Here is a 23,434-nt window from a genome sequence, read left to right on the forward strand (position 1 = left end):
AAAGCAAGCCTTGGTAGCAGAAATGCAGCCGTTAAAGGGCCTAAAGCAAGCCTTGATAGCAAAATGCAGCCGTTAAAGAGCCTAAGCAAGCCTCGATAGAAGAAATGCAGCTCCTTAACACTGTTTAACGATGAAAAACATCGTTAAAAGATTAAATTCCCAGGAAACCCCTCATTTAATGATGAAAAACATCGTTAAATGAGCGAAAACCACCCTCGATAGCCCTCGATAGCCAAGTTGCAGCTGTTTAACGATGAAAAACATCGTTAAAGGACTAAATCGTCAGGAATCTCATCGTTTAATGATGAAAAACATCGTTAAATGACCACAACCAAGATCGGCCTAGTTCAGCGCCTTAATCTCACTTCGACTCACATAGCTTCAACAAGACTTAGCAGACTCAGCTGGCTTCACTTAACCTTACTGGATCTACCCATATCCAACTTGACCTAACTAGGCCTCGCCTATGAACTTTTCAACTGCCTCCATGCTGCCGATGGATACTGCTTTGACGCTGCGATCCACCTTCTTGATCAAGCCTGACAGCACAGAGCCAGAGCCAAGCTCTATGAACGTATCGACACCTTCGCCGATAAGCCAAGTTATTGTATCTTCCCATAAAACAGGGGAAAATACCTGTTCTACAAGCAGCCGGCGAATTTCATCCGGCTGCTCGACCGGCCTTGCCGTGACGTTGGCCACGACAGGCACAGCGGCTTCGCTCATCTGAAGCGCTGCCAGCACCTCAGCAAGACGCGCTGAAGCTGGCCGCATGAGCGAGGAGTGGAAAGGCCCGCTCACCTCGAGCGGAATGACGCGCTTCGCGCCAGCTTCCTTGCCGCGCTCTTGCAGCGCGGCAACGCCTTCCCGACTGCCCGAGACGACAATCTGTCCCGGGCAGTTCAGGTTGGCGAGTTCCACCACTCCAACCTCCCGGCTCACGGCCGTGCACAGCTCCGCAAGCGCTTCGCGCTCGGCTCCGAGCACGGCCGCCATGGCACCCAGGCCGCCAGGGACGGCCTGCTCCATGAACTCGCCGCGGGCCCGCACAGTGCGGACCGCATCTGCGAAGCCTAGCGCGCCTGCAGCGACGAGCGCGCTGTATTCGCCGAGACTATGTCCGGCGACATAGTCTGGCTTGATTCCTGCAGCCTTGAAAGCCTCCAGACAAGCTATGCTTGTTGTCAGCAAGGCAGGCTGTGTATGGTAAGTGAGCTTAAGCTCTTGCTCAGGACCTGAAAAAATGAGCTCCGAAAGCTTAAATCCGAGCGCTTCGTCAGCAAGATCGAACCATCCCTTCGCACCCGTATGAGCTTCATAAAGATCTCGTCCCATGCCCACCGACTGAGAACCTTGTCCCGGAAATACAAAAGCAATTTTCCCCATATGCCAGCGTTTCTCCTTTCAAGTACCCAACGTTTATTAAAGCTATCCCAATACTATTTCCCCAAACAATTAACCTGCCCATTAGTTCGGTTCATTAGTTTGATCCATCAGTTTGATTCATCAGTTTGATCCATCAATTGGTTCATCAGTTCGATTCATCAGTTTGATCCATCAATTTGGTTCATCAGTTTGATCCATCAGTTCGATTCATCAGTTCGATTCATCAGTTTGATCCATCTGTTTGGTTCATCAGTTCGATTCATCAGTTTAACTCATTAGTTCAGTCATTAGCTTGTTTCATTAGCTAAACTCATTAGTGATCACCATCGGTGATTCATGTAAGCATCAGCTGCAAGCTATTGTTCAGCAAATCCTTGTATAGCTCAAATTACCAAATAATCGCGGAAGCGCCCCAGGTTAGGCCGCCGCCAAAGCCAACAAGGACCAGCTTGTCGCCTTCTTGGACTCTTCCCTGTTCAACAGCTTCTGCCAGAGCAACCGGAATGGAAGCAGCAGACATGTTGCCATATTTGTCTAGATTAATAATAGCTCGATCTTCTGTTAAATTCAGCTTTTGAAGAGAAGATTGGATGATCCGGATATTCGCTTGGTGCGGAATCAAGAGATCAATTTCCGTTTTGTTCATCCCAGCCTTTCGCAGCACTTCTTCAGCCGCATTGCCCATAACACGCACCGCAAACTTGAATACCTCGGCTCCTGCCATGCTGAGATAATGCAGTTTTTGCTCAATCGTTTCCGGAGTAGCCGGATTTCTCGATCCGCCACCCTCCATCTTCAGCAAATCGCCGCCAGTGCCATCAGCTCCAAGCTCGAAAGAGCGGAAACCCCTGCCTTCGGGCACTTCTCCGATAACAACAGCGCCAGCCCCATCACCGAACAAAATGCATGTATTGCGGTCCGTATAATCTGTAATTCTTGAAAGACAGTCTGCACCGATAATTAAAGCATACTTATAAGTCCCGAGAGCAATAAAATTAACCGCGTTAGCCAGTCCATAAATAAAGCCAGAGCAAGCAGCAGACAAGTCAAAAGCAGCAGCCTTCCTGGCCCCCAGCTTTTCTTGCAAAATACAGGCAGTTGAAGGAAACGACATATCAGGTGTCACAGTAGCAATGATAATTAAATCAAGCTGCTCCGCTGTAATTCCTGCGTTAGCTAACGCTACCTGCGCAGCTTCAAAAGCCAGATCAGAAGTTGCTTGATGATTGGCAGCAATTCTTCTCTCTCTAATCCCAGTTCTTGTTACGATCCATTCATCATTCGTTTCTACCATCGTTTCAAGCTCTTTGTTTGTCAATATTCGCTCTGGCACATATTTGCCAGTACCTAGAACTCCAACAGGTATTACTTTCATCTCCATTTCACTCACTTCCCGCGACTGATTTCCGTTGAAATGGCGCCAACCAGATCGCTTTGAATCGCGATTCTTGCTTGACGCACTGCATTTTTGATAGCAGTAGCATTTGAGGAGCCATGGCTTTTCAGTACCAGTCCATCGATTCCGAGGAGTGGTGCCGCTCCATGCTCCGTGTAATCCATTTTTTTGCGAAATGCCTTAAGACCCGGTTTCAAAACGGCAGCAGCCAGCTTCGTAAACAGCGTCTTGGTAAACTCCTGCTTCAGCGTCGAAAACAATGCAGAAACTGCACCCTCCAAGCTTTTTAGCATGATGTTGCCGGCAAAGCCATCACAAACGATCACATCACATTGGGCATTTAACACGTCTCGCGATTCGATATTCCCAATGAAATGAATCGGCGCCTGCTCAAGCAGCGGGTAAGCCGTTTTCGTCAGCTCATTCCCTTTTTGCGCTTCCGTTCCAACATTCAAAAGGGCGACACGCGGTTTCACGATGCCGTCCACCTTGGAACGGTAAATGCTGCCCATAATGGCATACTGCAGCAAATGCTCAGCTGTAGCATCCATATTGGCGCCCAAATCCAGGGCAAGCACACCACTGCCATCCATCGTTGGGATGATGTAGACGAGTGCTGGCCGCTCAATGCCTGCAATCCTCCCGACGATCAACAGCCCTGTCGTCATCAAGGCACCTGTATTGCCGGCAGAAATCATCGCATCCGCTTTCTTCTCGCGCACAAGCCTGCCTGCAACGACCATGGACGAGTCTTTTTTCCGGCGTACCGCCTTGACAGGCTCGTCATCGGCCCCGATCACTTCAGTCGTATGCTGAATCGTTATATTTGCAGGCCTTTCCGTCATGCAGGCCTCGATCGCGACGGAATCCCCGACCAGAATAATCTCTACGTCGTTCCATTCCTTAGCCGCTTGCAGCGCTCCTTCTACGACGACTTTCGGTGCATCATCTCCACCCATCGCGTCAATCGCTATCCGCATGCAAGTTACCTCCTTCTGTGTGCTGCTCCTTCTTAGAGTGAAAAATCACGAAATCCCCCCGAAATACAACCTCTTCCCCTATATACGTAACTGTTTCGACGTTAGCCTTGCCTTTGGAAATAGAACGTACGTAGGCTTTAGCGATGCATTTCTCATACAGCTTGACTGGACGGAGAAAGCGAATATCTGCAGAAGCAGTAAGCGCAATAGGATCATTGATAACGGCAACAGCCAAAGAGTTTGCTTGTGAGAAAATATGATGACCTCTGGCAATCTTCGTTCTGGAGAAAACATGCTCTTCTCTAATTTCGAACATCGAAATGCCGCTTTGATTGAGCTGCAGGTCGATGACCTCTCCAATAATTTCATCAATCGGCAGTGATCGCACTTGATCGTACGTCTTGACGGCCATATTTTTTATTCGTTCCCTTAGCTCAGGAATCGCAAGTTCCAATCTGTCTAGTCGAACCGTCTGAATACTGACCTGGAAATGACGCATCAGTTCTTCATCGGTCATAAAAGGATTAGCCTCAATGGCCTGCAGCAGCTGCTCCTGCCGCTTTCGTTTAGGAAGGCGTTCGATGACGAGCACCACCTTATCTTATAGGTTTACATATATAGCTCATCTTATTACCAGATACTAAACTGTAGTATATTAAATTTAAGGACAAAAAGAAAGTAAAAAAATAGCACCCCATCTTTATGATGGAGTGCTAGATCCCAAATTATGCCTTTACGATCTCTCTTCCTTTGTACGAACCGCATGCTTTACATACACGATGCGCAAGCTTAAGCTCAGCACATTGTTCACATTTTACCATGCCCGGAACTACTAATTTAAAGTGAGTACGGCGCTTATCGCGACGAGTTTTGGACGTTCTTCTTTGAGGTACTGCCATATTCCCCACCTCCTTTAGCGAAATCAACTACCTTGTCTTACTTTTCTTTAAATAAATCAGCGAGCCCAGCGAGCCGGGGGTCTAACTTCTCCCGGTTACAACCGCAGTCTTGAAGATTGCGGTTCACTCCGCATTCGGGACATAGACCTTTGCAAGCATCGTCACAAAGTGGTATGTAAGGTAAGCCCATAACCACATTTTCAATTACGTACGGTTCCAATTCCACTTTATCTTCAGTGACCAGGTGAACGTCCTCAGGCAATTCATCTGGATTGCCGTCTTCCGCTTCGATCCGATTCTGAGTAAAAAGCTCCAGAAAGGGCAGCTCTAAAGTTTGCTTAACGTGAGATAAGCATCTTGCGCAGCTGACATCCAAATCCAGTGTAAGCTTACCTCTGACTTCAACCGCCCCAGCAATAGGCTTGGCATGAAGGTCGACATGAACCGCGCTATGAGCAAGAATATCTGCCCTTCCCTCGAATGCCGAGTTCAGCTGCAGGTCTTCTTTCCAGGCCACGGTTTGTCCTCGTAAAGCAAGATCTTTCATATTAATCTGCATGATTATCACCCCAAACAAACAAAGATTATTATATCCAGTATTCTTACCTTTTGTCAACTATTGAAACGAGAAAATGTTGCACTGATAAAATAAAAATGCTGCTCAGCTATTTAGGTTCCGCTAAAGATACAAAGGTGTGCGGCTTTTTATTCAGTCTTCAAAGGCAAAGCCTTTAAGTAGTCAAGCGCATCCTGCATCGTCTCAACCTCAACAATCTTCATATCCGAGTTAATTTCCTTGGCACGGGCAACAGCCGTCGTATAATTAAGAATCGGCGCTTGCTTCTCAGGTATAATATCCTTTGGAGCAAAGAAAATCTCCGCCTTAGCCTTATCTGCGGCGATGACTTTATGCTGAATGCCTCCAATTGCACCAACTATACCGTCCGCATCAATAGTCCCTGTACCGGCAATTCTGTAGCCTTTCGTAATATCCTCTGGCACCAGCTGATTATAAATTTCCAATGAAAACATCAATCCTGCTGAAGGCCCGCCAATTTCCCCAGCTGCTACAGTGACTTGCTGGTCTTTATTCTCAGCTTGAATAGACTGCATATCTGCTGGTACGATACCAAGCCCTGCACGGGGAGTTTCTTCACCTTGCGCCAGCGGCAGCGCAGCCAGCTCCAGAGATGCTGTGAGCTCCTCATGATTGCGGCGGAATGTAATTTGCACCTCATCATCCAGCTTCTTTGTTTTAATATAATCAAACAAATCCGCCGATTCCCCTATTTCTTTAGTATCAATACGAAGCAGGGTATCACCTGCTTGCAGCACTTTCTCTCCTGGCAAGCCTGGAATCAGCTGCATGACCCTAACGCCTTCATGCTTGATTTGATAGGGGACTCCAGCCTTCTTATAGGCAGCCTCTATCGCGCTGCTTTGAGAGGTCAGCATGACGTATTCCTGCCGGAGCGAATATTCATTTTCCGTCTCGCCTTTTTGGAATATGCTGCTCTTGGGCTGCAGCTCCTCATAAGGGTGAACCAACGCAATCAAGTAATTGATCGCATTCGTAGTTGTCACGCCAACGGTCGTCAGCATCAATGCTCCTTTTTCTGTATCCGTTCCTTTTCCTATAGACACCATTGGTTTTATCTCCTCTGCGGTCCCCGGCTTAAAAACGAAATATGGCAGCTGAATAAACATAGCCAGATAAATAACTGCAATTCCAACTAATATAGATAGTACGAACCGCCTGAGACGACTATCTTTGGGATGCCGGTATGTTGAATTGGACCATTCACGAAAGTCGTGATCTTCGCTATCTTTCATGCAGGATTACCCTCCCGATACCGATTCATTTAAGAACCGTTATTCTCTATTCGTTAGATGAGGCTTGGTCTAAACCTGCAATAACCGGCGTACTAATGTAGCAAGTACCCAGGATGAGGTGATATACCATGCAGAACGGAGCTTCACAATTTCACAGCCGTTTAGTGACCCTAGCGCTTGGGGCTATGGCGGCTTTTCTCGTCATTATGATCATTCTCTTTCCCGATTCAGCCTTTAAGTCCTCTCTGGAGGGCTTGACTCTATGGTGGAAGCTTATTTTCCCTTCTATGCTTCCCTATCTGATCCTGACCGAGCTGCTAATCGGTTTTGGCGCTCTACAGGCCATAGGCGTCTTATTTTACCCTCTGACACGACTATTGTTCCGCCTGCCAGGCGTGGGAGGCTGGGCGTTGGCATCAGCATTTATTGTAGGGTTTCCCACAGGAGCCAAAATTACAGCATCCTTGAGAGAAAATAAGCTCTTAACACGTAGAGAAGCTGAACGCCTGGTAGCACTCACACATCTATGCAGCCCATTGTTTTTGATAACGATAGTTGGTGTTGGCTTTTTGCAGAACGCACAATTAGGACTGCTGCTGGCCATAGTCCACTATCTCTCCGCTGTTGTTGTCGGCATACTGATTAGCAGAAGCAAAATGGGTCGCGCTGAGAAAGCAGATGCCCTCGTAGACAATGACTTATCTGCAAAGTCTTCACTAAAGTCTTCACTATGGAGAAAAAGCCTGGATACGATGAGAGTCGCATATCTGCATGATGGACGAGCCTTCGGCAAACTGCTTGGAGATGCCGTCACAGGTTCGGTGCAAACTCTTATGCTGATCGGCGGCTATATCATGATCTTTTCGGTTATGCTGAACGTGCTTACCGTCTCACGAATCAGCGGCGCCTTTCAGCTTCTAACATCAGGTATTTCGGAAATCCATCTTGGTGCTTATGCGTTAGTTCAAACACAGGACATCCCGCTTCTCCTGCAAATGGCTCTGTTAAGCGCGATTCTCGCTTGGGGTGGCTTAGCTGTTCATGCACAGGTCGGAGGCATGATTTATCAAACCGATATCCGGTATATGCCCTTTTTTCTGGCAAGAATTCTGCACGCCATTACCGCCTTTCTTCTTACCTTCCTGCTCTGGAAGCCGCTGCAGCATCTGATCAACAGCGCTGCGCCGAGTTTGGCTCAGTTCGGTACTAGTACCGCTCAGCATACAGCCTCCAATTCGTTAGGATTGCAGATAAATCTATGGAGCTATTGGCCTTTAATGTTCTTAGGCTGGTGCCTATTGCTTGGAACAATGATAGCACTCGCTTTGCTGCTTAAACAATTCCATAAACAGGCATAAACCAGACTGGTAGTTATCTTATGCTATCGCTTAAGATATTTCAGCTTCAGAGCCTCTTCCACCTCAACAGTGACCAAATCAGTTACAGGCCCATGAAATTGGGCTATTTCTTTTACAATACTGGAACTTAAATAAGAATACTTTGGTGTAGAGGTCATAAAAAAAGTTTCGACATTCTCATCCAGCTTCTGATTGGTCGAGGCCATCTGCAGCTCGTATTCAAAATCCGAGACCGCTCTAAGACCTCTAACGATGAGATGCACGTTTTTGGATTTCATATAATTAATCAAGAGGTCGCGAAAGCCGTCAACCTCTACATTCGGAAGGTCCTTTGTCACAATCGAAATCAGATTCATTCTTTCCTCCAAAGAGAAGAGCGGGTTCTTCGATGTATTGTTCAGCACAGCCACAATCAGCTTGTCGAACACCTTCGCGGCTCTATGGATAATATCCAAATGACCATTGGTAACCGGGTCAAAGCTGCCTGGATACACAGCTACCCTAATATCATGCTGCGGCTTTTTCATGAAGCTCAACTCCTTAAATATGTTCCTCAATTCGCTTATAAATCGTTACGGCAGTATCTCCGTATTCTGCTCTGCGCTTCTGCTCCAGCGAACCTATGGAATCTTCCTGCACATCCGAAGCATCATGCTCGGTAACAAGGATAACTTCTGGCCTCAGTAAAGCTAATTCCTCCATAGTCTCGATCAATTCCCGGATCTTCTTCAGCTTATAGGGTGGATCAAGAAAAACGAGGTCAAATTGCATCCCTCGCTTGGCCAGAAGCTTCAAAGCCTTAAGTGCATCGTTCCGATACACCTCTGCTTGTTCCTTAAAACCGGCTGCCGCCAAATTAAGCAGAACGGTGTCCACGCTTTTCTTCTCGATGTCAATAAAAACAGCTTTGTCCATACCGCGGCTAAGAGCTTCAATCCCCAGACCACCCGAACCCGCAAATAAATCCAGCACCGAGCCTCCCTCGAAATAAGGGCCGATCATACTGAATACCGCTTCCTTTACTTTGTCTGTCGTCGGACGAGTACTCATGCCCGGGACCGCTTTCAGAGCTCTTCCGCGCGCACTGCCGGATATAATTCTCATTCCTTGCCTTCCCTTTCTTTCCTTTGATTTCTGAAGCTATAGTACCACATTCCAAATACCCAGCACAAAATTATTCCGGACATATGTATATTTTTCCCTTAAACTGTATAAGCTTGTACTATCGGCATCAGATAATGTCGTAGAAGACCGATAGAGCAAGCTTACGTTTCCCCATAAGCTCTTTGTCCGGTTTCTCCTCTCCCAGTGGCGGTCGCGCAAGCGGTCGCCGTTTAATCATGGAGTTCGAATGTCTCCGCGAATGATGCTCCATGATACCAGTCTCAGCCCTTCTCCTGCATCACCTTAAGCCGTTCAGCCAACACGCGCATCATACCCTTCAACACATCAATCCGTTGGAAGCAAAAGGAGAATACCTGCTCTCTTGTCAGCATCAGCAGTAGGGTAGGTTCAGCCGCTGTACAATCTGCAGAACGCGGCTCCCCATCAATAATCGCCATTTCGCCAAAGCATTCACCTTCCCCAAGAACTGCTAGGGTTTCATTCCCTCTATGAACACGGACGCTTCCTTTAATAATGCCATGCATGTCTTCGCCATCTTCACCGGCAGCACAAATCCGTTCACCCGCATCGTAAGGCACCTCTTCGACCATTTTAGCTAGTCTGACGAAGTCATCTTGATTAAAATTGGCAAACAAGCCGATTTTCTGCAAAACTAAAATCCGTCGCAAAATCACCTGATTATCCGTTGTGTCCAGCTTTTGCTGCAATTCAACAGCTTTGGTCTTCGGAACCTCAAGATTTCCAGCGGCAGCATTGTCCGTGTTTTCCATAACCGCCTCTGATTCAATCATGGCTGTTGAGCGCGCAGCCGCCGTCAAATCACTATGCCTTGTAATCGCATTGCGTAAGCGTCTGGAGGAAAGCTTCATCATTTCTATGGCTATCTTCTTTTTATCGAACATAATTTCATAGAAAGCTTCAGAATCCAGGCGCCACAGCAGAACGTCCGTATCCGCAATAACGGATGCCGTGCGTAATCCCTCAGTAAGCACCGACATTTCTCCAAAGCAATCCCCTTGCGCCAGCCCTCCGATTTTGCTTCCATTGCGGTGCACACTTACCATGCCTTCTTGGATTAGAAAGAGCGAGTCGCCTTCATCCCCCTCTTGAATAACAATCTCTCCGGAAGAAACTGCGACTTCCTTCAAATCTTCAGCAATGGCTGATAAATCTTTTCCGGATAAGCCGGCAAATAGAGTGACCTGACGCAAAAGCGCTACACGATTCATCTGCATGACCGCCTGCTGGGGATCATCAAATCCGTCTTGGGATGGATCTCTGCTGATTTCAGGAACATGCAATTTCAATCCCGTGCCATGATTCTGAGCAAGCACCGCTTTGATGCACTGATTTAACCAGGCATCTTGCTTTTCGTACATGCGGACTAAACTGGATTGCAGTCGTCCCATATCAATTTGCATCGCTTTTGATGTTGTCACAAGTGACATAACACGTGTAATACGTGCCCGCAGATCACCATGAAGCAGTTGGTCGATCACCTCGGAAGCATTCGCCTGCCGCCGCACGTCTCCATGCTTCCAATTACTATACACAGCGTTTACGGTTTTCACATCGTAGATCAAACCAAGCAAGCTGAAAATACGTTCCACGATGTTTGCGCGAATATGCTGGATCGCTTCCGCAACCTCCTTGTACCCTTCTACAGCCTCGAAGCCTTTCCCTTGCTCAACAAAAAATCCATAAAGATCCGTTTCTTCTATAATCAGTCCTTCGATGATTGGATGGTCAGCTTTCTTGCCTGACTCATGCAAATGTGTGAGGGACTCAATTATATTCATTCGAAGCTCCGCTGAGGCAGACCGGTAATTTCGCAGCAAAATATCGAAAGCTCGCTGAGTCCCCATAAATTCATACACTTTGGGTAATTGAAGAGGCGTATCTGCTCCTGCCCAATAAGGCTCGAACAGTAGATCGATGACTGTATCCTCATATCCGGCCAACGCTTCAATAGCTGTTTGCCTGGTCACACTGCTATTCAGCAGTGGAACGATATAGTTAACGAGCTCTGGTACCCTTAGCACTGCTGCCGATTCGAGCGCACGCTGTCTTACACGCTGGGAACTATCTGTCAGTAGAGGAACAATTGGCTTGTAGAAACTAGAGATCCCAATCGCTCCAAACAAAGCAGCCATAGCAATCCGTTCGTCTTCCTGATCACTATCTATTAGCTCCTTGAACGTTCCTACCGCCCGAAACATTCCCTCTACACCATAATACTTAATCAAGCCTGCTATTGCCGCAGCTTTCACCTCAACCTGCTTGTCCTGCAAGTAGGCGGTAATCTCGTCTAACCTGGCGTCGTTCCCATAAGCAGCCAGTGCAAGCAGAGCATGCGATTTTACATGCAAATCGGTTGATACCAGCTTCGCCTCCAATATTGACTCTTGTCCTTCCGGGGTTTCAAGCTGGATATATTTAAGTGCTTCAATGCACACTTCCGTCACTGGATGCTCCAGCAAAACAGCCACATAAGGTCTTAAATCAAATCCCTGAACCCCCTGTAAAATACGCCAGGCATAGAGGACCTGCTGCTTTTCCGGGCTATTGAGTGCATCCACCAAAACCTTTAGGCTGACTGAATCCATAACATCCAGTTGTGCGTCCTGCACATTATAATCCCTCGTCTGCAAAGTCGACATCAACATATCCATATAAGCCTTCTTCACCTTGAAAACTGCCCATATCGCGCTGCCGAGAAGTCCCAAAACAAGAAAACTGAACTGCTGGATAGACAGTATTGGTGATAGGACAATCAGACTGATAGCAGCTATTCCTTTGGCTCCATTTCGTACAATGCCATCCATGAAGCTTTTGGCTCTGCTGCGATAACTTGGCGGGATCGGAAACATAATTAACTGTCCGACAGAAGAATAAATCGTGTCGCCAATTACTTTATCACTCCCTTTAACTACTACAGCAAGAGCCAGAACAGGCAGCATCAGCACACCGACCGAACCGGCAAATAAAGCAACCGGAAAAATCAATAAGGAGGTCATCACCCCAAAATTGGAAATAATCCGGCTCGTAATGAAGAACTGGACAATTAAAGCAAACAGCCCTGCATAACCGTAAAAGCTTCCCATAAACCCGGCCAATGCTTCATTCTGCATGGAGCCCCGGAGGATTACCTTGAACTGGTAATCTACTAATGTTAACGAGATGACAAGAGCTGCAGAGATAATTGCCACATATTTTAAATGCGGAACATTACGAAACAAACCGCCCTGGGCTGCTTGCAAATACGTGCCCTGCTTACTACCACTCTTCTTAGCAGCTACTGGCTTCTTGGCTGAAGGAGTTAAGACTGCAAAAGTTTCTTTAGGCTCGTTGACCTTCCGGACAATTGCGATAACAAGAAACAAGCAGAGCAGTTGCAGTCCTGCATACAAAAAGATTAAATTAGCTGTTCCTAGCGGCTGAACAAGCAACTTTAGGCCGAAGCCGCTCACAATGCCGCCTATAATGCCACCGCTTCCAACCCAATTAATGAGCTTCTTCGCTTTGCGTTGGTCCATTACAGAGGTGGCGAGCTGCCAAAAACAAACAATCATCAAAAAGTTAAACACATCATAGCCCACATATATCAGCGGATAAACCCACATGAATCCAAACCCTACCAGAAACCTGGAGCCCAGAGCGAGCAAGGCAACAATCAGAATAATCCATTGGCTCAACCGGTCAATACGCATTCTGCTTCCAAACTTTTGAAAGAGCAAACCTACCAAAATAAGCGTAGCCGCTTGCGGTAAATACATCAATGAGAGCTTGGAAGCAGAAAAATGACTGAGAAAAAGTGCATCCGCCGCCGTTCTTCCTATGGTTGAAGCTGAAACCACGCAAAATAAATAACAAAAAAGCAAACTAATTTTTATATATTCCTGCTTATCAGCTGCCAAATTCCGCAAACTTGTTTGCCATCTGCTTTCCGATGCCCCTCTTGTTAACAAGACCCTTCACCCTTCACTATAAAATCTATAATAAATCATAGTGCCTATTCCATACGCAGGGCGAAATTCCTCTTTATTCTAAAAAAAATTTGCAAAAAAAGTACAAGCATCCACCTTTAGGCCTATATACGTAAGCTTTACAGCCTGTATTTCAGTCATAAATTCGCCAAAAACCCTCACTTCCGCGTGAGGGTTCACCGTTTTTGAGCTATTAAAAGAATAGCTATTAAACAAAGCTCGTTGTGTTATTATAGATGACATTGTATAATTAATTTAGAATTTTTACAATATATGGACGGGGTGCAGCCCATGACGACGCTAGGTGAAAAAATACGAAACCTGCGGCTAAAAAACAATTTATCACAAGATGAATTAGCAGAACAATTAGGAAAGCAGCGATCCAGCATTGCTGGTTATGAAGCTGACAGAATCCCACCACCCAGCGATGTGTTAGGACAATTATCGGATATATTTAACGTATCCTGTGATTACTTATTAGGTAGAGCCGAATTTCCCTCTCAGACTTTTGCCTATAATCATATCGATGGATTATCCGAGGACGAGAAAGGTTTGTATCATCGTTTTATGAAAGAATCAGAGGAGCTTTTTAGAAAAAAGGGCAATTTAACAGAAATGAAAATTAGATCGATTATGCGCTTTATGGAATTTACTTTTTTAGAGGATTTAGCAGAGGGAAAAAAAGGAAGTCATACATAGATAATTATGATACAATCTCTATTAATTACTTTTTGCTTATTGAGGAGTTGACTTTATGGATCCTGCCAAACATACAGAAGACGATATGTACGCAGAAATTGGTATCCAATGCCCTTTTCTTTTAGCCAAGCACCAAGGCATCAAGCTGCTATATGTAGACGATCTCGGCGACTTTTGTGGTGTGTACAAAACAACAGCACCTAATATGTATCGAGTATTCTTAAATGCCAGCGTTGACATTGAAAGTCAGGAAGCAGCCTTATATCTTCTCATCCAACATCACAACTCCGGACAAAAAGGCGTGGAACGCTGTGTCGTAAAGGATGATTTAAAAATATTAAATCGGATCGGCAGAGAAATCAAAAAATATAACAGCCTTCTTATCGATGTATTTCTCAAGGGATCTATTTTCGGAAGCAATAAACGATGAAAAAAATAAAAGCGGGTTCTCAGCTTCAGAGAAACCCGCTTTTCTATGTAATTATTTCATTAATTCTTGAGGGACATCTTGACGGTAGCATCCAAACCAACAATTTGTTTTGCCTAGTTGTTTGGCGATAGAGTTCAAAATTGTGTTTGCAGCTTTTGCAGCTATTTTCTTCATAGTCACTCCCTCCTTTCCTAAAGTTTAAAGCGGTATATTAATTTTTGTGAAAAACTGAAAGTAGTTAGAGACTGAATAAAAAAGAGGGTGGCCAGAATGTGAGATTGGAATAAAAAATTAGATGAAACGATTAGAAATGCAATCCCTTTCAAAATAGGATAAAATTTCTTATCAAGAGTTCCTTGGGCACCACTGGGAGTATTAATAAGCAGTATCATTGCAGCGAAACTATTAATGATAAAACCAGTATACCAATAATCAATTGGTAAGTATATGGCTAAAAGTATAAAAAAGGATGTAACTAGATTGCAAAGCCATTCATTTTTAAAATGCATCCCTCCGCTGACGAATCTCAATATTGGAAAGGGTAGGACACAGATTAATGCATCAATAAAATGGCCAAGAAAAGCAGCCGTGATGAGAACTAAAGAAATGATCACTATCAAATTTAACAAGGCTGTCAACACATATTTGTGAACCGCAATCTGTGATTCAGGATGATTATTGTGAATGGAAACGGCTAAATATTCTGCTAATCTTTCGATATAGCCCAAAACATATCACTCCTCTTTGAAAATATCATAGCGTTCTCTTAGTGCTTTTTTGTTTTGACTATATCCATAGATAAGACTTCCAACTAATCCAAATAAAACGAATAAAAGTATGTAGCCTTGTAATGAAAATATTTTCAAACCTTGAGTTCCAACGATCAGAATTAAGGTTGTTACAAGCAATAAAATAATCCACAGAAAATTGTATTTCTCCATGACATAAAATTTTCGTACTAAAAATGAAAATCCAATCTTTCTTCGGTACAGAATAAACGCCAATACTACATACACCACAGACGTTAACATGTGGAAAAAGAAAAAATGGCCCAGGTTTTGCTGCATCGCTTCCAACGTGCTTAGATTTAATCGAATTGCTCCAATTGTAACAATGACGTCGATGAAAGAAACAACTAGAGATCCAATCGTACACACCAAAAAAGCATATAGAATGGGATATCCCCTAAGAGCAGTTAAAGCGATGATATACACCAATGTCTGAATGAGCATAAAGTAAGATGAATCCAAAATAAACTTAAAATAAAAATTAGTGGTACCTACAATCAGGGCAAGCAGTACGATCTGTTTATCATTTCCCTTAATCGGTATTTTAAAAATAACAAAATTAATAATCACAAGTGCAGTGACAAATATAAATGAGGCTATTAATTTAACAAGCAATGTTAAAAACATAGAAGTTCCCCCCAGATTTCTTGCTCATTTAAATGTTTCCTGCATTCTTTTTTGGATTTGGCTGATTCTTTAATAGTATCCACGTTCTGCCGACTTGCAAGGCATGGCATTTTCCTAACCGACAAAGTTTCTTGACATGATCCTGAGAGAGATCCCATTCCTTGGCTGCTTCTTCGGTTCCCATGATGATTTTACTCAATTGGCTTATGTCCATAGACCTGCGACCTCCGTACTAATCAATTGACCGATATCGGTCTTTATGGTACCATACTAGCATGACCGCAGGCGGTCGTCAACGAATGTATCCCCTTGGAGGAGATTCATATTTTTCTAAAAAGTATACTTTTTTTATTTATCCTCGCCTTCATACCCGTATCAAATTACTTTACTGTTAAGAAGCTCCATTCCAGCTACAATGACTACGAAAAAGAAAGATCCTACTTGAGGCTTTATATTATTTACATAAGTATAACCATTGTAGTGATTTATCTGAACCCTATAAACAATTTGTTTGTTCCAACCCCCCCCCTACAGTTCAACACAACAGCAAGCGTGCTCACATGGATTCTAATCTCATATATGATCGTTACGATTGTGATCCCGCTTATTATTCTTCCTTACAGCAAACTGCTCCGCGAGAAGGTTGCTGAGAATTATGACGAGAAGCTGTACCCGGTTACTTCTAAGCAGCAATTTATGTTTATTTTTGTCTCGATCATTGTGGGCATATGTGAAGAAATCATTTTCCGCGGCTTTATGTACACCTATATTCGCGATCTCCTCTCTATTTCGCCTTGGGGCAGTTTTCTGATCGTTACGATTATTTTCGGACTGGGGCATTTCATGCAAGGGGTTAGCGGGATGGTCAGCTCAAGCTTATTTGGCTTAATTATGGGCTATTTCTACTTTACAACCGGCAGCCTGTTAGTCCCCATCCTTATTCATATTGCTTACGATATGAAAGCTATCTTCATAACAAGAGTGCTGCAAAAACATGCGGGAGAATGGAAAATCACCAACAATAAAGCAGCCCCATGAGCGGATAATTCCGATCTAGCGGCTGCTTCTTTATAGGTACCTTATTTGACTTATTTGAACGGCTGATTTTATCCCACAAAACAATTTTTATTAATTTTACAAATATAAGTAAACAGGAACGGATTTAAATAAACCGTACACCTCGCTTCCATCGCCGCGGCAAGAACCATATAAGCCTCTCTTTTCGAAATCGAACGTTCATCGCAGATCCATTCCAGCAGCTCTTTGAAGGCAAGCTCGAAGGCCCTTCTTTCCGTTTTTGCACAGCTAACTGTCATCCAATAGTCCTTGTTCACGATTCTTGGCCAAGCGAGCGGCTTCTTGTTAGTCTCAATGCCAATAGACAGCTTTAATTCACTCCGGCATTCAACCGCGCTGATCTCACCATCTGATTGCCGGGCATGTACATCGCCCAAGTTTAATAGTGCACCTTCTACGTAAACAGGTAAATAGACTGTAGCCCCGGCCGAAATTTCCTGAACGTCCAGATTTCCACCATAGGGTCCGGCGACAATATGATTCCGCACCTCATTTGCTATAGTAGTCGAGATAACACCAATCATTGGTTTAATTGGCACTTTGATCTGCGGGCTGATGTTCACATATCCGTTTGCTATTTCTACCGTCTCGGAAAATAAAGGGCCAAAAATAGATTCCGCTATATCAGGAAATACACTTTCATAAGTTTCCAAAGCCATATGCCCTATCGGTCCTGGAACAATATCCTCAATATGGACGAGCAAGGTGTCTCCTGGCTTAGCACCGTTCACATAGATACAAGCGCAGGGATTGTTCTTTAAAGATTTACCTGGTCCCCATTTATCATCCGTGCTTTTCAACCAGTCTCCTGTAGACAGTTCCGTCTCCACGACAAACGGCTCATTCAACTCAACAGAAGCTGTTGGTATATTGGCTCTATCATTGTATTCATAAACAATATCCTTCGTTATTTTCCGCAATTCAAATCGCCCTCATTTCATTACAGGCAGCCTCACCGGGCACTGTCGTTTTAGTTTTATTAATGGTATTGGTTCTGTTCCTTATACTGTCTGGTACGTTCTTCGATCATTTTGTCCAAACCCATTTTACGCAGATCAAGGATAAATGCGTCCCACTTGGTCAAAGGCTCTTGGCCCGTAATAAACTTCACCAGCCATTTATCTTTGAACTTATCGATATCTCCCGCTGATGGAACGCTCTCCCTGATTTTGGCCTCATCATAGTTGGTGCCGTAATCCCCCGGCTTCTTTAAGTCTAGAGAAGTATCAGAGACATACTTGTAAAAGTCGCTCCACAGCTTGCCCAAATGAGTATTATCTGAAGAAGCCATCTTTAGTCCACCTTGGACCAGACTATACATACCCGAGTATTGCTTGTCTGCACCCGAAATCCGCTCAATGATGCCTTTGTTTTCCTCCAGCCACTTCCAATGCTTATTGGGCAGGCCAAAATTAATAACATTGTTATTTGTTTTGTTCGTAACACTCCAATTAAAAAATGTCATCGCAGCTTCCGGATGCTTACTGTTTACAGAGACGGCCACCCCTTGGCGGGAAGGCAATCTGAGTGAGTAGGCACTACCTGCCGGACCTTCAAATTTATCAAGGAATACATACTCCGCTTCAGGATGTGAGCTCATGAGCATATTCATCCCGCCGATCCCCACAGAAACCCAAGTAGCCAATACGCCAACGCGATTCTGGAAAACAAGGTCGTTAATAACCGTGAATTCTTGAGAAAATGCTTCCTTCCAAATATAGCCTTTGGCGTACCATTCCGTCATTTTGGCAATATAGTCTTTATATCCCGGGTCTAATATAGCAGGCTTTACAGTTCCATCCGTATCTACCCAGGAATGATCTCCATGCTTGGTCCACAATCCCATAAAAGCACGGTCCATTTGAGAAACACTTAAATGTGTAGCTAGAGGGATGACGTTTTCACCGAATTTATCCGTTGTTTTAAATGCCTCTAACACCTTCTCGAATTGCTCTAATGTTGCAGGTACCTGCAAACCCAGCGCATCAAGCCAATCCTTTCGAATTCTCGGCGCATTTCCACTGGCTGTATTGGCGAAAGGAATGGCGTATATATGTCCGCTTTTTTTATCGGTAACGGCTTCCCATTCTTCTTTTGAATACGTTCGCATGAGTTCAGGAGTCTGTTTCAACAAATCATTGATCGGGCGAATCATTCCTTTTTTCTGAAATTCAGTCCAGTCTCCCACGATAAATGCATCCAGAGGTTCATCTGAGGCGAGCATCATGTTCAGCTTCTCATCGTAAGTCCCAGCAGGGGGCTTGATGAATACAGGCTCCACGCCTGCCTGCTCCCTAATATACGCACTGACAAGTTTGTCATCGGGCAGCTCCGTTCCAGCCTCTACCTTCGTTAAAATATAAGCTTTCTGCGCTTCCACCGCCGCCGATTCACTTGCTGTACCCGAACTCCCCTTTGTCTTAGAACTATCATTGCTGCAAGCCATACTCAACAAGATCATAACTGAAAGCAAGATGAACAATATATATTTCTTATGCATTCCCTTCCCCCCTTTCAACCTGTATATCTGATACCGCTAGCTCTTCCGCCTTTCGTTAAGCAAAGTCAGATGAATAAAAGATTGCCGGCTTTCTCCTGCCTGCAAACAGGGCGCTTGTCCTTCCTCAAGTGCTTTTGCCAACATCGGTACGGCCGATGCTTGCGGCTCAAGCGCCATGCCCCGTGTTCTACCGTAGAAGGGAGCATGCTGCGCGGCTTCGTTCTCCTGCCATAGCCACAAATAGGGGAAGGTACTGCCATCCCAGGTTAATAGACAGCCTACATCCCATTCATCATTATATAGACGGTACCAATGCTCACTCAGCCCATCGATAAAAAGCATCTCACTGCATGGCTCAGAAGGAAAGTACGTCATATCCACAGGTGCCCCATCCTTGCCGCTTATTTTACTCAAAGTGCCTGTGGCCATTGGAGCGAGTCGAGAAGCATCATTACCATATTCCGGCCGCTTGTATACTCTGCAGTCAGGCAATTCAATTCGGCACTGCGAGCTAATGAAAGGAGCCCCAAACGTAACATGATGACCCCATAGATAGGGCTGCTGTTTATCGCTTAAGTTTGTAATTTTTTCTGTAATCCATGCCGTTGGTTGTTCCTTTCGGATCGTAATCGTTTTTTCCAGCTTTAACGGCAGTTCTTTACTTGTAGCTTCAAGTGAAATTACTGCTTCCTCCCTGCTCTCGCGCCCGATCCGAAAGGACCACCTCAAGCTGCGTACATCTCCATGGCCAGAAAGGTCAATGCCGTTAAAGCTGCAGGCCTTACCAGCATTAGGAAACAGCTCATACCAACCTCCCACATCATGGTTCGCTAAACCTTTAGGGTCCTCATATAAAAGATTCATTTGTGTCCGTTTATCAATAAATTGAAAAATATGTGCGCCATGGTCAACATCAATACCGATACGAAGCGCCTCATTTTCCAAAACCAGCACCTTGTGACCTTCCACGACTTCCTGTTTAAGCCTGCACCCAAATAAATCTGAGGATTCCGATGATCCTGCACGCAATGTTCTTCTCTCCCGCTTATTCATCTAAAAGCTCTATTATATGGCAAAGCTGATTGTACCCTGCAGCAAAAAATCCCATATCACTTCCAGACCAAATCACATTCATCCCCTTATTCCGCCAGTACCTGATCCGTTCTTCCCCTTCCATGTACATACCGCAGGAAATGCTATGTGCATCACATATACGGATCACTTCATTTACTATTTCCATAAATTGCGGATGCTCGAACTGTCCAGGAATACCGAGTGACACCGACAGATCATAAGGACCTACAATGACGCCAGCCACTTCTCCGGTTTCCAGCATTTGATCCAGATCAGCGAGTACTTTCGGTGTTTCTACCTGGATCAGCAATAATTTCTCATCATTGTAGGCAGATAATTTCTCGATCAGGTCATCGACAGCAAAATCGTAGCCGCCAACCCCTTTCCTGCCTCTCGGCGGAAGCCTCATCATGCTGATTACCTGCTCCAGTTGCTGAAAACTTTCGATACGCGGGATGAGAATTCCGCTTGCTCCAAGATCCAGTGCTTTGGATATTTGATAATAGAATATGTCCGTCACCCGGACCAGAGAAGCCACATCCAACATATGCGCCGTTCTAAGATGCGCTTCTAATTCAGCCCAATCGAAATGATTATGTTCCATCTCAAATACGACAAAATCAATTGGCCCCTTCTTGAGAATAGGTATAATTCCCGGCCAGGCAATGCTCGTAATCATAGTACCAAACGTTTTTTGCCGCTGCTTCAATTTTTCCGCCAACTCGTTACCCTTCATCTTAAAATCCTCTCCCTGCACCATCGTTATTTGCTGCTCAAGCTGAGCCTACAGCAAAACATACCCGATATAAATAGTACATCTATGACTCTTCCTGTCATTTGATGACATTTTGGCAAATCCACACTTAATCTTGCTTCATTCAAGCTTTATTCAAGCGTCATTCAAACTTCATTCAAACTTAATCCAAGCTGATTTCACCTGATTGCGTGTGAATGGATTCAGCATAGGCCTGCCTGAACCTCGCGGGAGTCGTCCCATAATGCTTGCGGAACACCTTGATGAAATAATACGTATTCTGATAGCCGACCTGCTGGCTGATCGTATCCAGTTTCGAAGAAGTCGTTTTCAGCAAATGCTCAGCTTCACTCATCCTCTTCTCGGTTACGTAATCCGTAAAGCTTTTCGTTGTATGGTTCTTGATCAGCCTGCTTACATAGGATGGATTCAGGCCTACTACATCCGCTGCATCCACAAGCGAAATATCTTTATCATAATTCCCCTCGATAAAAGCGATGATTTTGCTCATATCTTTGCTGCTCTTATTTGTTTTTTCTGTAGACACATACTTCATAATTTCTTCGATTAAAGCAGAGTATTTGAGGTAAAGCTGTTCTTTATTTAAGCTGCTGCTCACCGTTTCGAAATAATTCGTCTGCGGACCGAAAATATCCTCAATTTCAATGCCGAGCATATCAACGGTTTTCAAAATACCGCTCATCAGCATTTGAAATGATTGATGTAATTTGGCTGAGCTTAGCGCATTTTGTGATTCCGTCAATTCATCAATAATTTTCTTCAGAATATTTTGAGCATCCTCCGTGTTGCCAGTCATAATGCAGTTTCTTAGCGCCTTCTCTTTCTCTACCGGATAGCTGATATGCTTCTGGCTTGACAGCTTAATGTCCTCAAAGAAGATGATTTCATCATTGCCATAGACAAACCGGTATTTCAGTGCTTCTGCAGCTTCGATATAGGCACGGTTCAGCTCTGTCAAGCTGCTGCAAGCTCTGCCGACGCCCACAGCAACCGGAATGCCTAACCGCATACTGACTTCATCCTTAACTGCCTGCACCAGCATATCCAGCTGCTTGATCTCTTCCTTTGGCATATGAACTACACAAGCTAGCTGTCCATCGATATCCAGACAAAAGCCCTGAAGCCGGGATAACAGCAATGAATCAAAAGCTTCCTGCATGTCCTTATTATTTCCGTCCTCGCACTGTACGAGCAGCACAAACAGGTCTGGTTTCGGAAGCACACAATTCAGCTCATTCGCCTTTCGCTCCACTTCCTCTTGTGAATAAGAGGTCCCCTTAATCCATTCATACTTGAACAAACGTTGTAAAACAGGGGTGTTCTCATTCAGCTTATTTTGAATATTGAAGGTTTCAAGAATCAGCTTTTTAAATGGAGAATAAATCCGGTTTAATACAAAAGAAGACAGAACAAGAAATAACAGCAGCAGCAGGCTGCTTGAGAGCAGTACCAGATTTCTCGCTTTTTCCAGGTTATTGTAATAGCTTCTTAAATCTTTCACATTAAACACGTACCAGCCCAGCCGTTCCGATTTCACCCAGGAAACCAGATAGTGGTCCTTCAAGATCCGGTCTTTCTCTGCCGAGGCAATGAGCTGATCTACGCCACCCATCTCTTCAAGGATAAGTTCGTTACCCTGATCCGAGCTGCTAATAAGCTTATTTGCTTCCTTAGAGTATATAAAATGATCATTATGCGGAATCGACAAGCTGCTTATTGTACTATTGAACAATGCGCTAATATTAATATTGACGACAAAAGTATTATTTTTATTTAATGTCCGATAGACGAGCGTCACAATATTTTTGTAAATGCCCCCGCTATTTAAAGTCCTTATATCCATCCGGCTAAAGATGGCTTTGCTGTTCTCCTGAATTTGGTACACATCTTGATCATAAAAGGATGTTTTATTATATTGATGACCTTCGGAATTCAAGATCATATCTTTTTCTTTATCAAAAAAATAAATATCATCAATGTATTTATTGTTCATCTTGATGGAGGACATCATTTTGATCATATTTTTTTTGAAAAATAAATATTCGTTTAACCCATTCAAATCCTGTTTGAACGAGCTAACCGCCATATTTTCATAATCGATGGAATTATAAACGCTTTCATATTCGTTCGTGATATTGTTCGTTATTAAATAACCGGCTTGATATAAGATTTGATTAAAATTAAGCTCCAGCGCATTTTTCGAATTTTCCAGCACATACTGGTTCCAGGTCTTCATTTCACTTTCCAGTGCTTTTTTAACATTCAAGTAGGACAGTGTGCTTACAATAAGAATAGGCAGTATGGCAATCATGACAATGTAAAAGATGAGCTTCGCATAGAAATTTGTCGGCAGGTTTTTGCTTCTCTGAGCCTTTCTCCATTTGAAAACCATCCATAGCGCCCCTTTTTATATTTAATTTCTGCTCTATGTTAAGTTTTGAGGGGCTTAACACCTTTAATGTTACAAGCCATTTAGCCCCTCGTATAATTGCTATATAATT

Annotated in this window: 23 protein-coding genes; 4 read left to right on the forward strand and 19 right to left on the reverse strand. The window is 44.3% G+C overall.

The features are described from left to right. Nucleotides 1-453: 453 nt before the first annotated feature. The 7 genes from fabD to J2Z66_RS14420 form a co-directional block, all read right to left on the reverse strand. Nucleotides 454-1,386, reverse strand: a complete 933-nt coding sequence (fabD, locus tag J2Z66_RS14390; protein ID WP_209972129.1) for an ACP S-malonyltransferase — start codon at nt 1,384-1,386, stop codon at nt 454-456. Between the two features lie 388 nt (nt 1,387-1,774). After that, a complete protein-coding gene (locus tag J2Z66_RS14395) occupies nt 1,775-2,761 on the reverse strand; it encodes a beta-ketoacyl-ACP synthase III (protein ID WP_245375555.1) in 987 nt (328 codons plus the stop codon). A gap of 11 nt (nt 2,762-2,772) precedes the next feature. Beyond that, complete coding sequence (gene plsX, locus J2Z66_RS14400) at nt 2,773-3,762, reverse strand: phosphate acyltransferase PlsX (protein WP_209972130.1); 990 nt, start codon at nt 3,760-3,762, stop codon at nt 2,773-2,775. Next, the gene (gene fapR / locus J2Z66_RS14405) at nt 3,746-4,354 is read right to left on the reverse strand and encodes a transcription factor FapR (RefSeq protein WP_209972131.1); all 609 of its coding nucleotides are present in this window, start codon (nt 4,352-4,354) and stop codon (nt 3,746-3,748) included. Before fapR ends, plsX begins: the two co-directional genes overlap by 17 nt. A 133-nt stretch (nt 4,355-4,487) precedes the next feature. After that, nucleotides 4,488-4,661, reverse strand: coding sequence for a 50S ribosomal protein L32 (rpmF, locus tag J2Z66_RS14410; RefSeq protein ID WP_209972132.1), 174 nt, complete (start codon nt 4,659-4,661; stop codon nt 4,488-4,490). 37 nt (nt 4,662-4,698) lie between these two features. Further along, on the reverse strand, nt 4,699-5,220 hold the full coding sequence (locus tag J2Z66_RS14415) for a YceD family protein (protein ID WP_209972133.1): 522 nt from the start codon (nt 5,218-5,220) through the stop codon (nt 4,699-4,701). A 146-nt stretch (nt 5,221-5,366) separates the two neighbouring features. After that, nucleotides 5,367-6,494, reverse strand: a complete 1,128-nt coding sequence (locus J2Z66_RS14420) for a SepM family pheromone-processing serine protease (protein WP_209972134.1) — start codon at nt 6,492-6,494, stop codon at nt 5,367-5,369. 128 nt (nt 6,495-6,622) lie between these two features. On the opposite strand from J2Z66_RS14420, the gene J2Z66_RS14425 reads away from it, so the two are divergent. Continuing rightward, on the forward strand, nt 6,623-7,852 hold the full coding sequence (locus tag J2Z66_RS14425; RefSeq protein WP_209972135.1) for a nucleoside recognition domain-containing protein: 1,230 nt from the start codon (nt 6,623-6,625) through the stop codon (nt 7,850-7,852). A 23-nt stretch (nt 7,853-7,875) separates the two neighbouring features. Here J2Z66_RS14425 and coaD read toward each other — a convergent pair whose 3' ends face one another. The 3 genes from coaD to J2Z66_RS14440 form a co-directional block, all read right to left on the reverse strand. Then, nucleotides 7,876-8,379 (reverse strand): pantetheine-phosphate adenylyltransferase, encoded by a 504-nt coding sequence (gene coaD, locus J2Z66_RS14430; RefSeq protein ID WP_209972136.1) that lies wholly within the window; start codon nt 8,377-8,379, stop codon nt 7,876-7,878. Nucleotides 8,380-8,392: 13 nt separating this feature from the next. Then, nucleotides 8,393-8,956 (reverse strand): 16S rRNA (guanine(966)-N(2))-methyltransferase RsmD, encoded by a 564-nt coding sequence (gene rsmD, locus J2Z66_RS14435; protein WP_209972137.1) that lies wholly within the window; start codon nt 8,954-8,956, stop codon nt 8,393-8,395. 281 nt (nt 8,957-9,237) lie between these two features. Beyond that, nucleotides 9,238-12,945 (reverse strand): Npt1/Npt2 family nucleotide transporter, encoded by a 3,708-nt coding sequence (locus J2Z66_RS14440; protein ID WP_209972138.1) that lies wholly within the window; start codon nt 12,943-12,945, stop codon nt 9,238-9,240. A gap of 309 nt (nt 12,946-13,254) precedes the next feature. Between J2Z66_RS14440 and J2Z66_RS14445 the strand changes: the two genes are divergently transcribed. Together J2Z66_RS14445 and J2Z66_RS14450 are read left to right on the forward strand one after the other, a co-directional pair. Continuing rightward, nucleotides 13,255-13,662: a helix-turn-helix domain-containing protein gene (locus J2Z66_RS14445; RefSeq protein ID WP_209972139.1), complete on the forward strand. Its 408-nt coding sequence runs from the start codon at nt 13,255-13,257 to the stop codon at nt 13,660-13,662. Nucleotides 13,663-13,717: 55 nt separating this feature from the next. Continuing rightward, the gene (locus J2Z66_RS14450) at nt 13,718-14,092 is read left to right on the forward strand and encodes a hypothetical protein (RefSeq protein WP_209972140.1); all 375 of its coding nucleotides are present in this window, start codon (nt 13,718-13,720) and stop codon (nt 14,090-14,092) included. A gap of 51 nt (nt 14,093-14,143) precedes the next feature. On the opposite strand, the gene J2Z66_RS14455 is transcribed toward J2Z66_RS14450, so the two are convergent. The 4 genes from J2Z66_RS14455 to J2Z66_RS14470 are packed head-to-tail and all read right to left on the reverse strand — an operon-like array spanning nt 14,144 to nt 15,721. Then, on the reverse strand, nt 14,144-14,266 hold the full coding sequence (locus J2Z66_RS14455; protein ID WP_209972141.1) for a cyclic lactone autoinducer peptide: 123 nt from the start codon (nt 14,264-14,266) through the stop codon (nt 14,144-14,146). 17 nt (nt 14,267-14,283) lie between these two features. Continuing rightward, nucleotides 14,284-14,820: an accessory gene regulator B family protein gene (locus J2Z66_RS14460; RefSeq protein WP_209972142.1), complete on the reverse strand. Its 537-nt coding sequence runs from the start codon at nt 14,818-14,820 to the stop codon at nt 14,284-14,286. 6 nt (nt 14,821-14,826) lie between these two features. Further along, on the reverse strand, nt 14,827-15,507 hold the full coding sequence (locus J2Z66_RS14465; RefSeq protein ID WP_209972143.1) for a hypothetical protein: 681 nt from the start codon (nt 15,505-15,507) through the stop codon (nt 14,827-14,829). Between the two features lie 28 nt (nt 15,508-15,535). Beyond that, nucleotides 15,536-15,721: a helix-turn-helix domain-containing protein gene (locus J2Z66_RS14470; protein WP_209972144.1), complete on the reverse strand. Its 186-nt coding sequence runs from the start codon at nt 15,719-15,721 to the stop codon at nt 15,536-15,538. A gap of 365 nt (nt 15,722-16,086) precedes the next feature. On the opposite strand from J2Z66_RS14470, the gene J2Z66_RS14475 reads away from it, so the two are divergent. Continuing rightward, nucleotides 16,087-16,545: a CPBP family intramembrane glutamic endopeptidase gene (locus J2Z66_RS14475; RefSeq protein WP_209972145.1), complete on the forward strand. Its 459-nt coding sequence runs from the start codon at nt 16,087-16,089 to the stop codon at nt 16,543-16,545. A gap of 68 nt (nt 16,546-16,613) precedes the next feature. Here the strand turns inward: J2Z66_RS14475 and J2Z66_RS14480 are convergent, their stop codons facing one another. The 5 genes from J2Z66_RS14480 to J2Z66_RS14500 all read right to left on the reverse strand — a co-directional run bounded on the left by J2Z66_RS14480 (nt 16,614) and on the right by J2Z66_RS14500 (nt 23,325). Continuing rightward, a complete protein-coding gene (locus J2Z66_RS14480) occupies nt 16,614-17,504 on the reverse strand; it encodes an acetamidase/formamidase family protein (RefSeq protein ID WP_209972146.1) in 891 nt (296 codons plus the stop codon). Between the two features lie 59 nt (nt 17,505-17,563). Further along, on the reverse strand, nt 17,564-19,084 hold the full coding sequence (locus tag J2Z66_RS14485) for an extracellular solute-binding protein (protein WP_209972147.1): 1,521 nt from the start codon (nt 19,082-19,084) through the stop codon (nt 17,564-17,566). Nucleotides 19,085-19,120: 36 nt separating this feature from the next. Beyond that, a complete protein-coding gene (locus J2Z66_RS14490) occupies nt 19,121-20,113 on the reverse strand; it encodes a DUF4432 family protein (RefSeq protein WP_209972148.1) in 993 nt (330 codons plus the stop codon). Between the two features lie 16 nt (nt 20,114-20,129). Then, nucleotides 20,130-20,894, reverse strand: coding sequence for an HpcH/HpaI aldolase family protein (locus J2Z66_RS14495; RefSeq protein WP_209972149.1), 765 nt, complete (start codon nt 20,892-20,894; stop codon nt 20,130-20,132). 181 nt (nt 20,895-21,075) lie between these two features. Continuing rightward, nucleotides 21,076-23,325 (reverse strand): helix-turn-helix domain-containing protein, encoded by a 2,250-nt coding sequence (locus J2Z66_RS14500; RefSeq protein ID WP_209972150.1) that lies wholly within the window; start codon nt 23,323-23,325, stop codon nt 21,076-21,078. Between the last annotated feature and the right edge of the window lie 109 nt (nt 23,326-23,434).

The organism is Paenibacillus eucommiae (assembly GCF_017874215.1).
Classification (GTDB): domain Bacteria; phylum Bacillota; class Bacilli; order Paenibacillales; family NBRC-103111; genus Paenibacillus_AI; species Paenibacillus_AI eucommiae.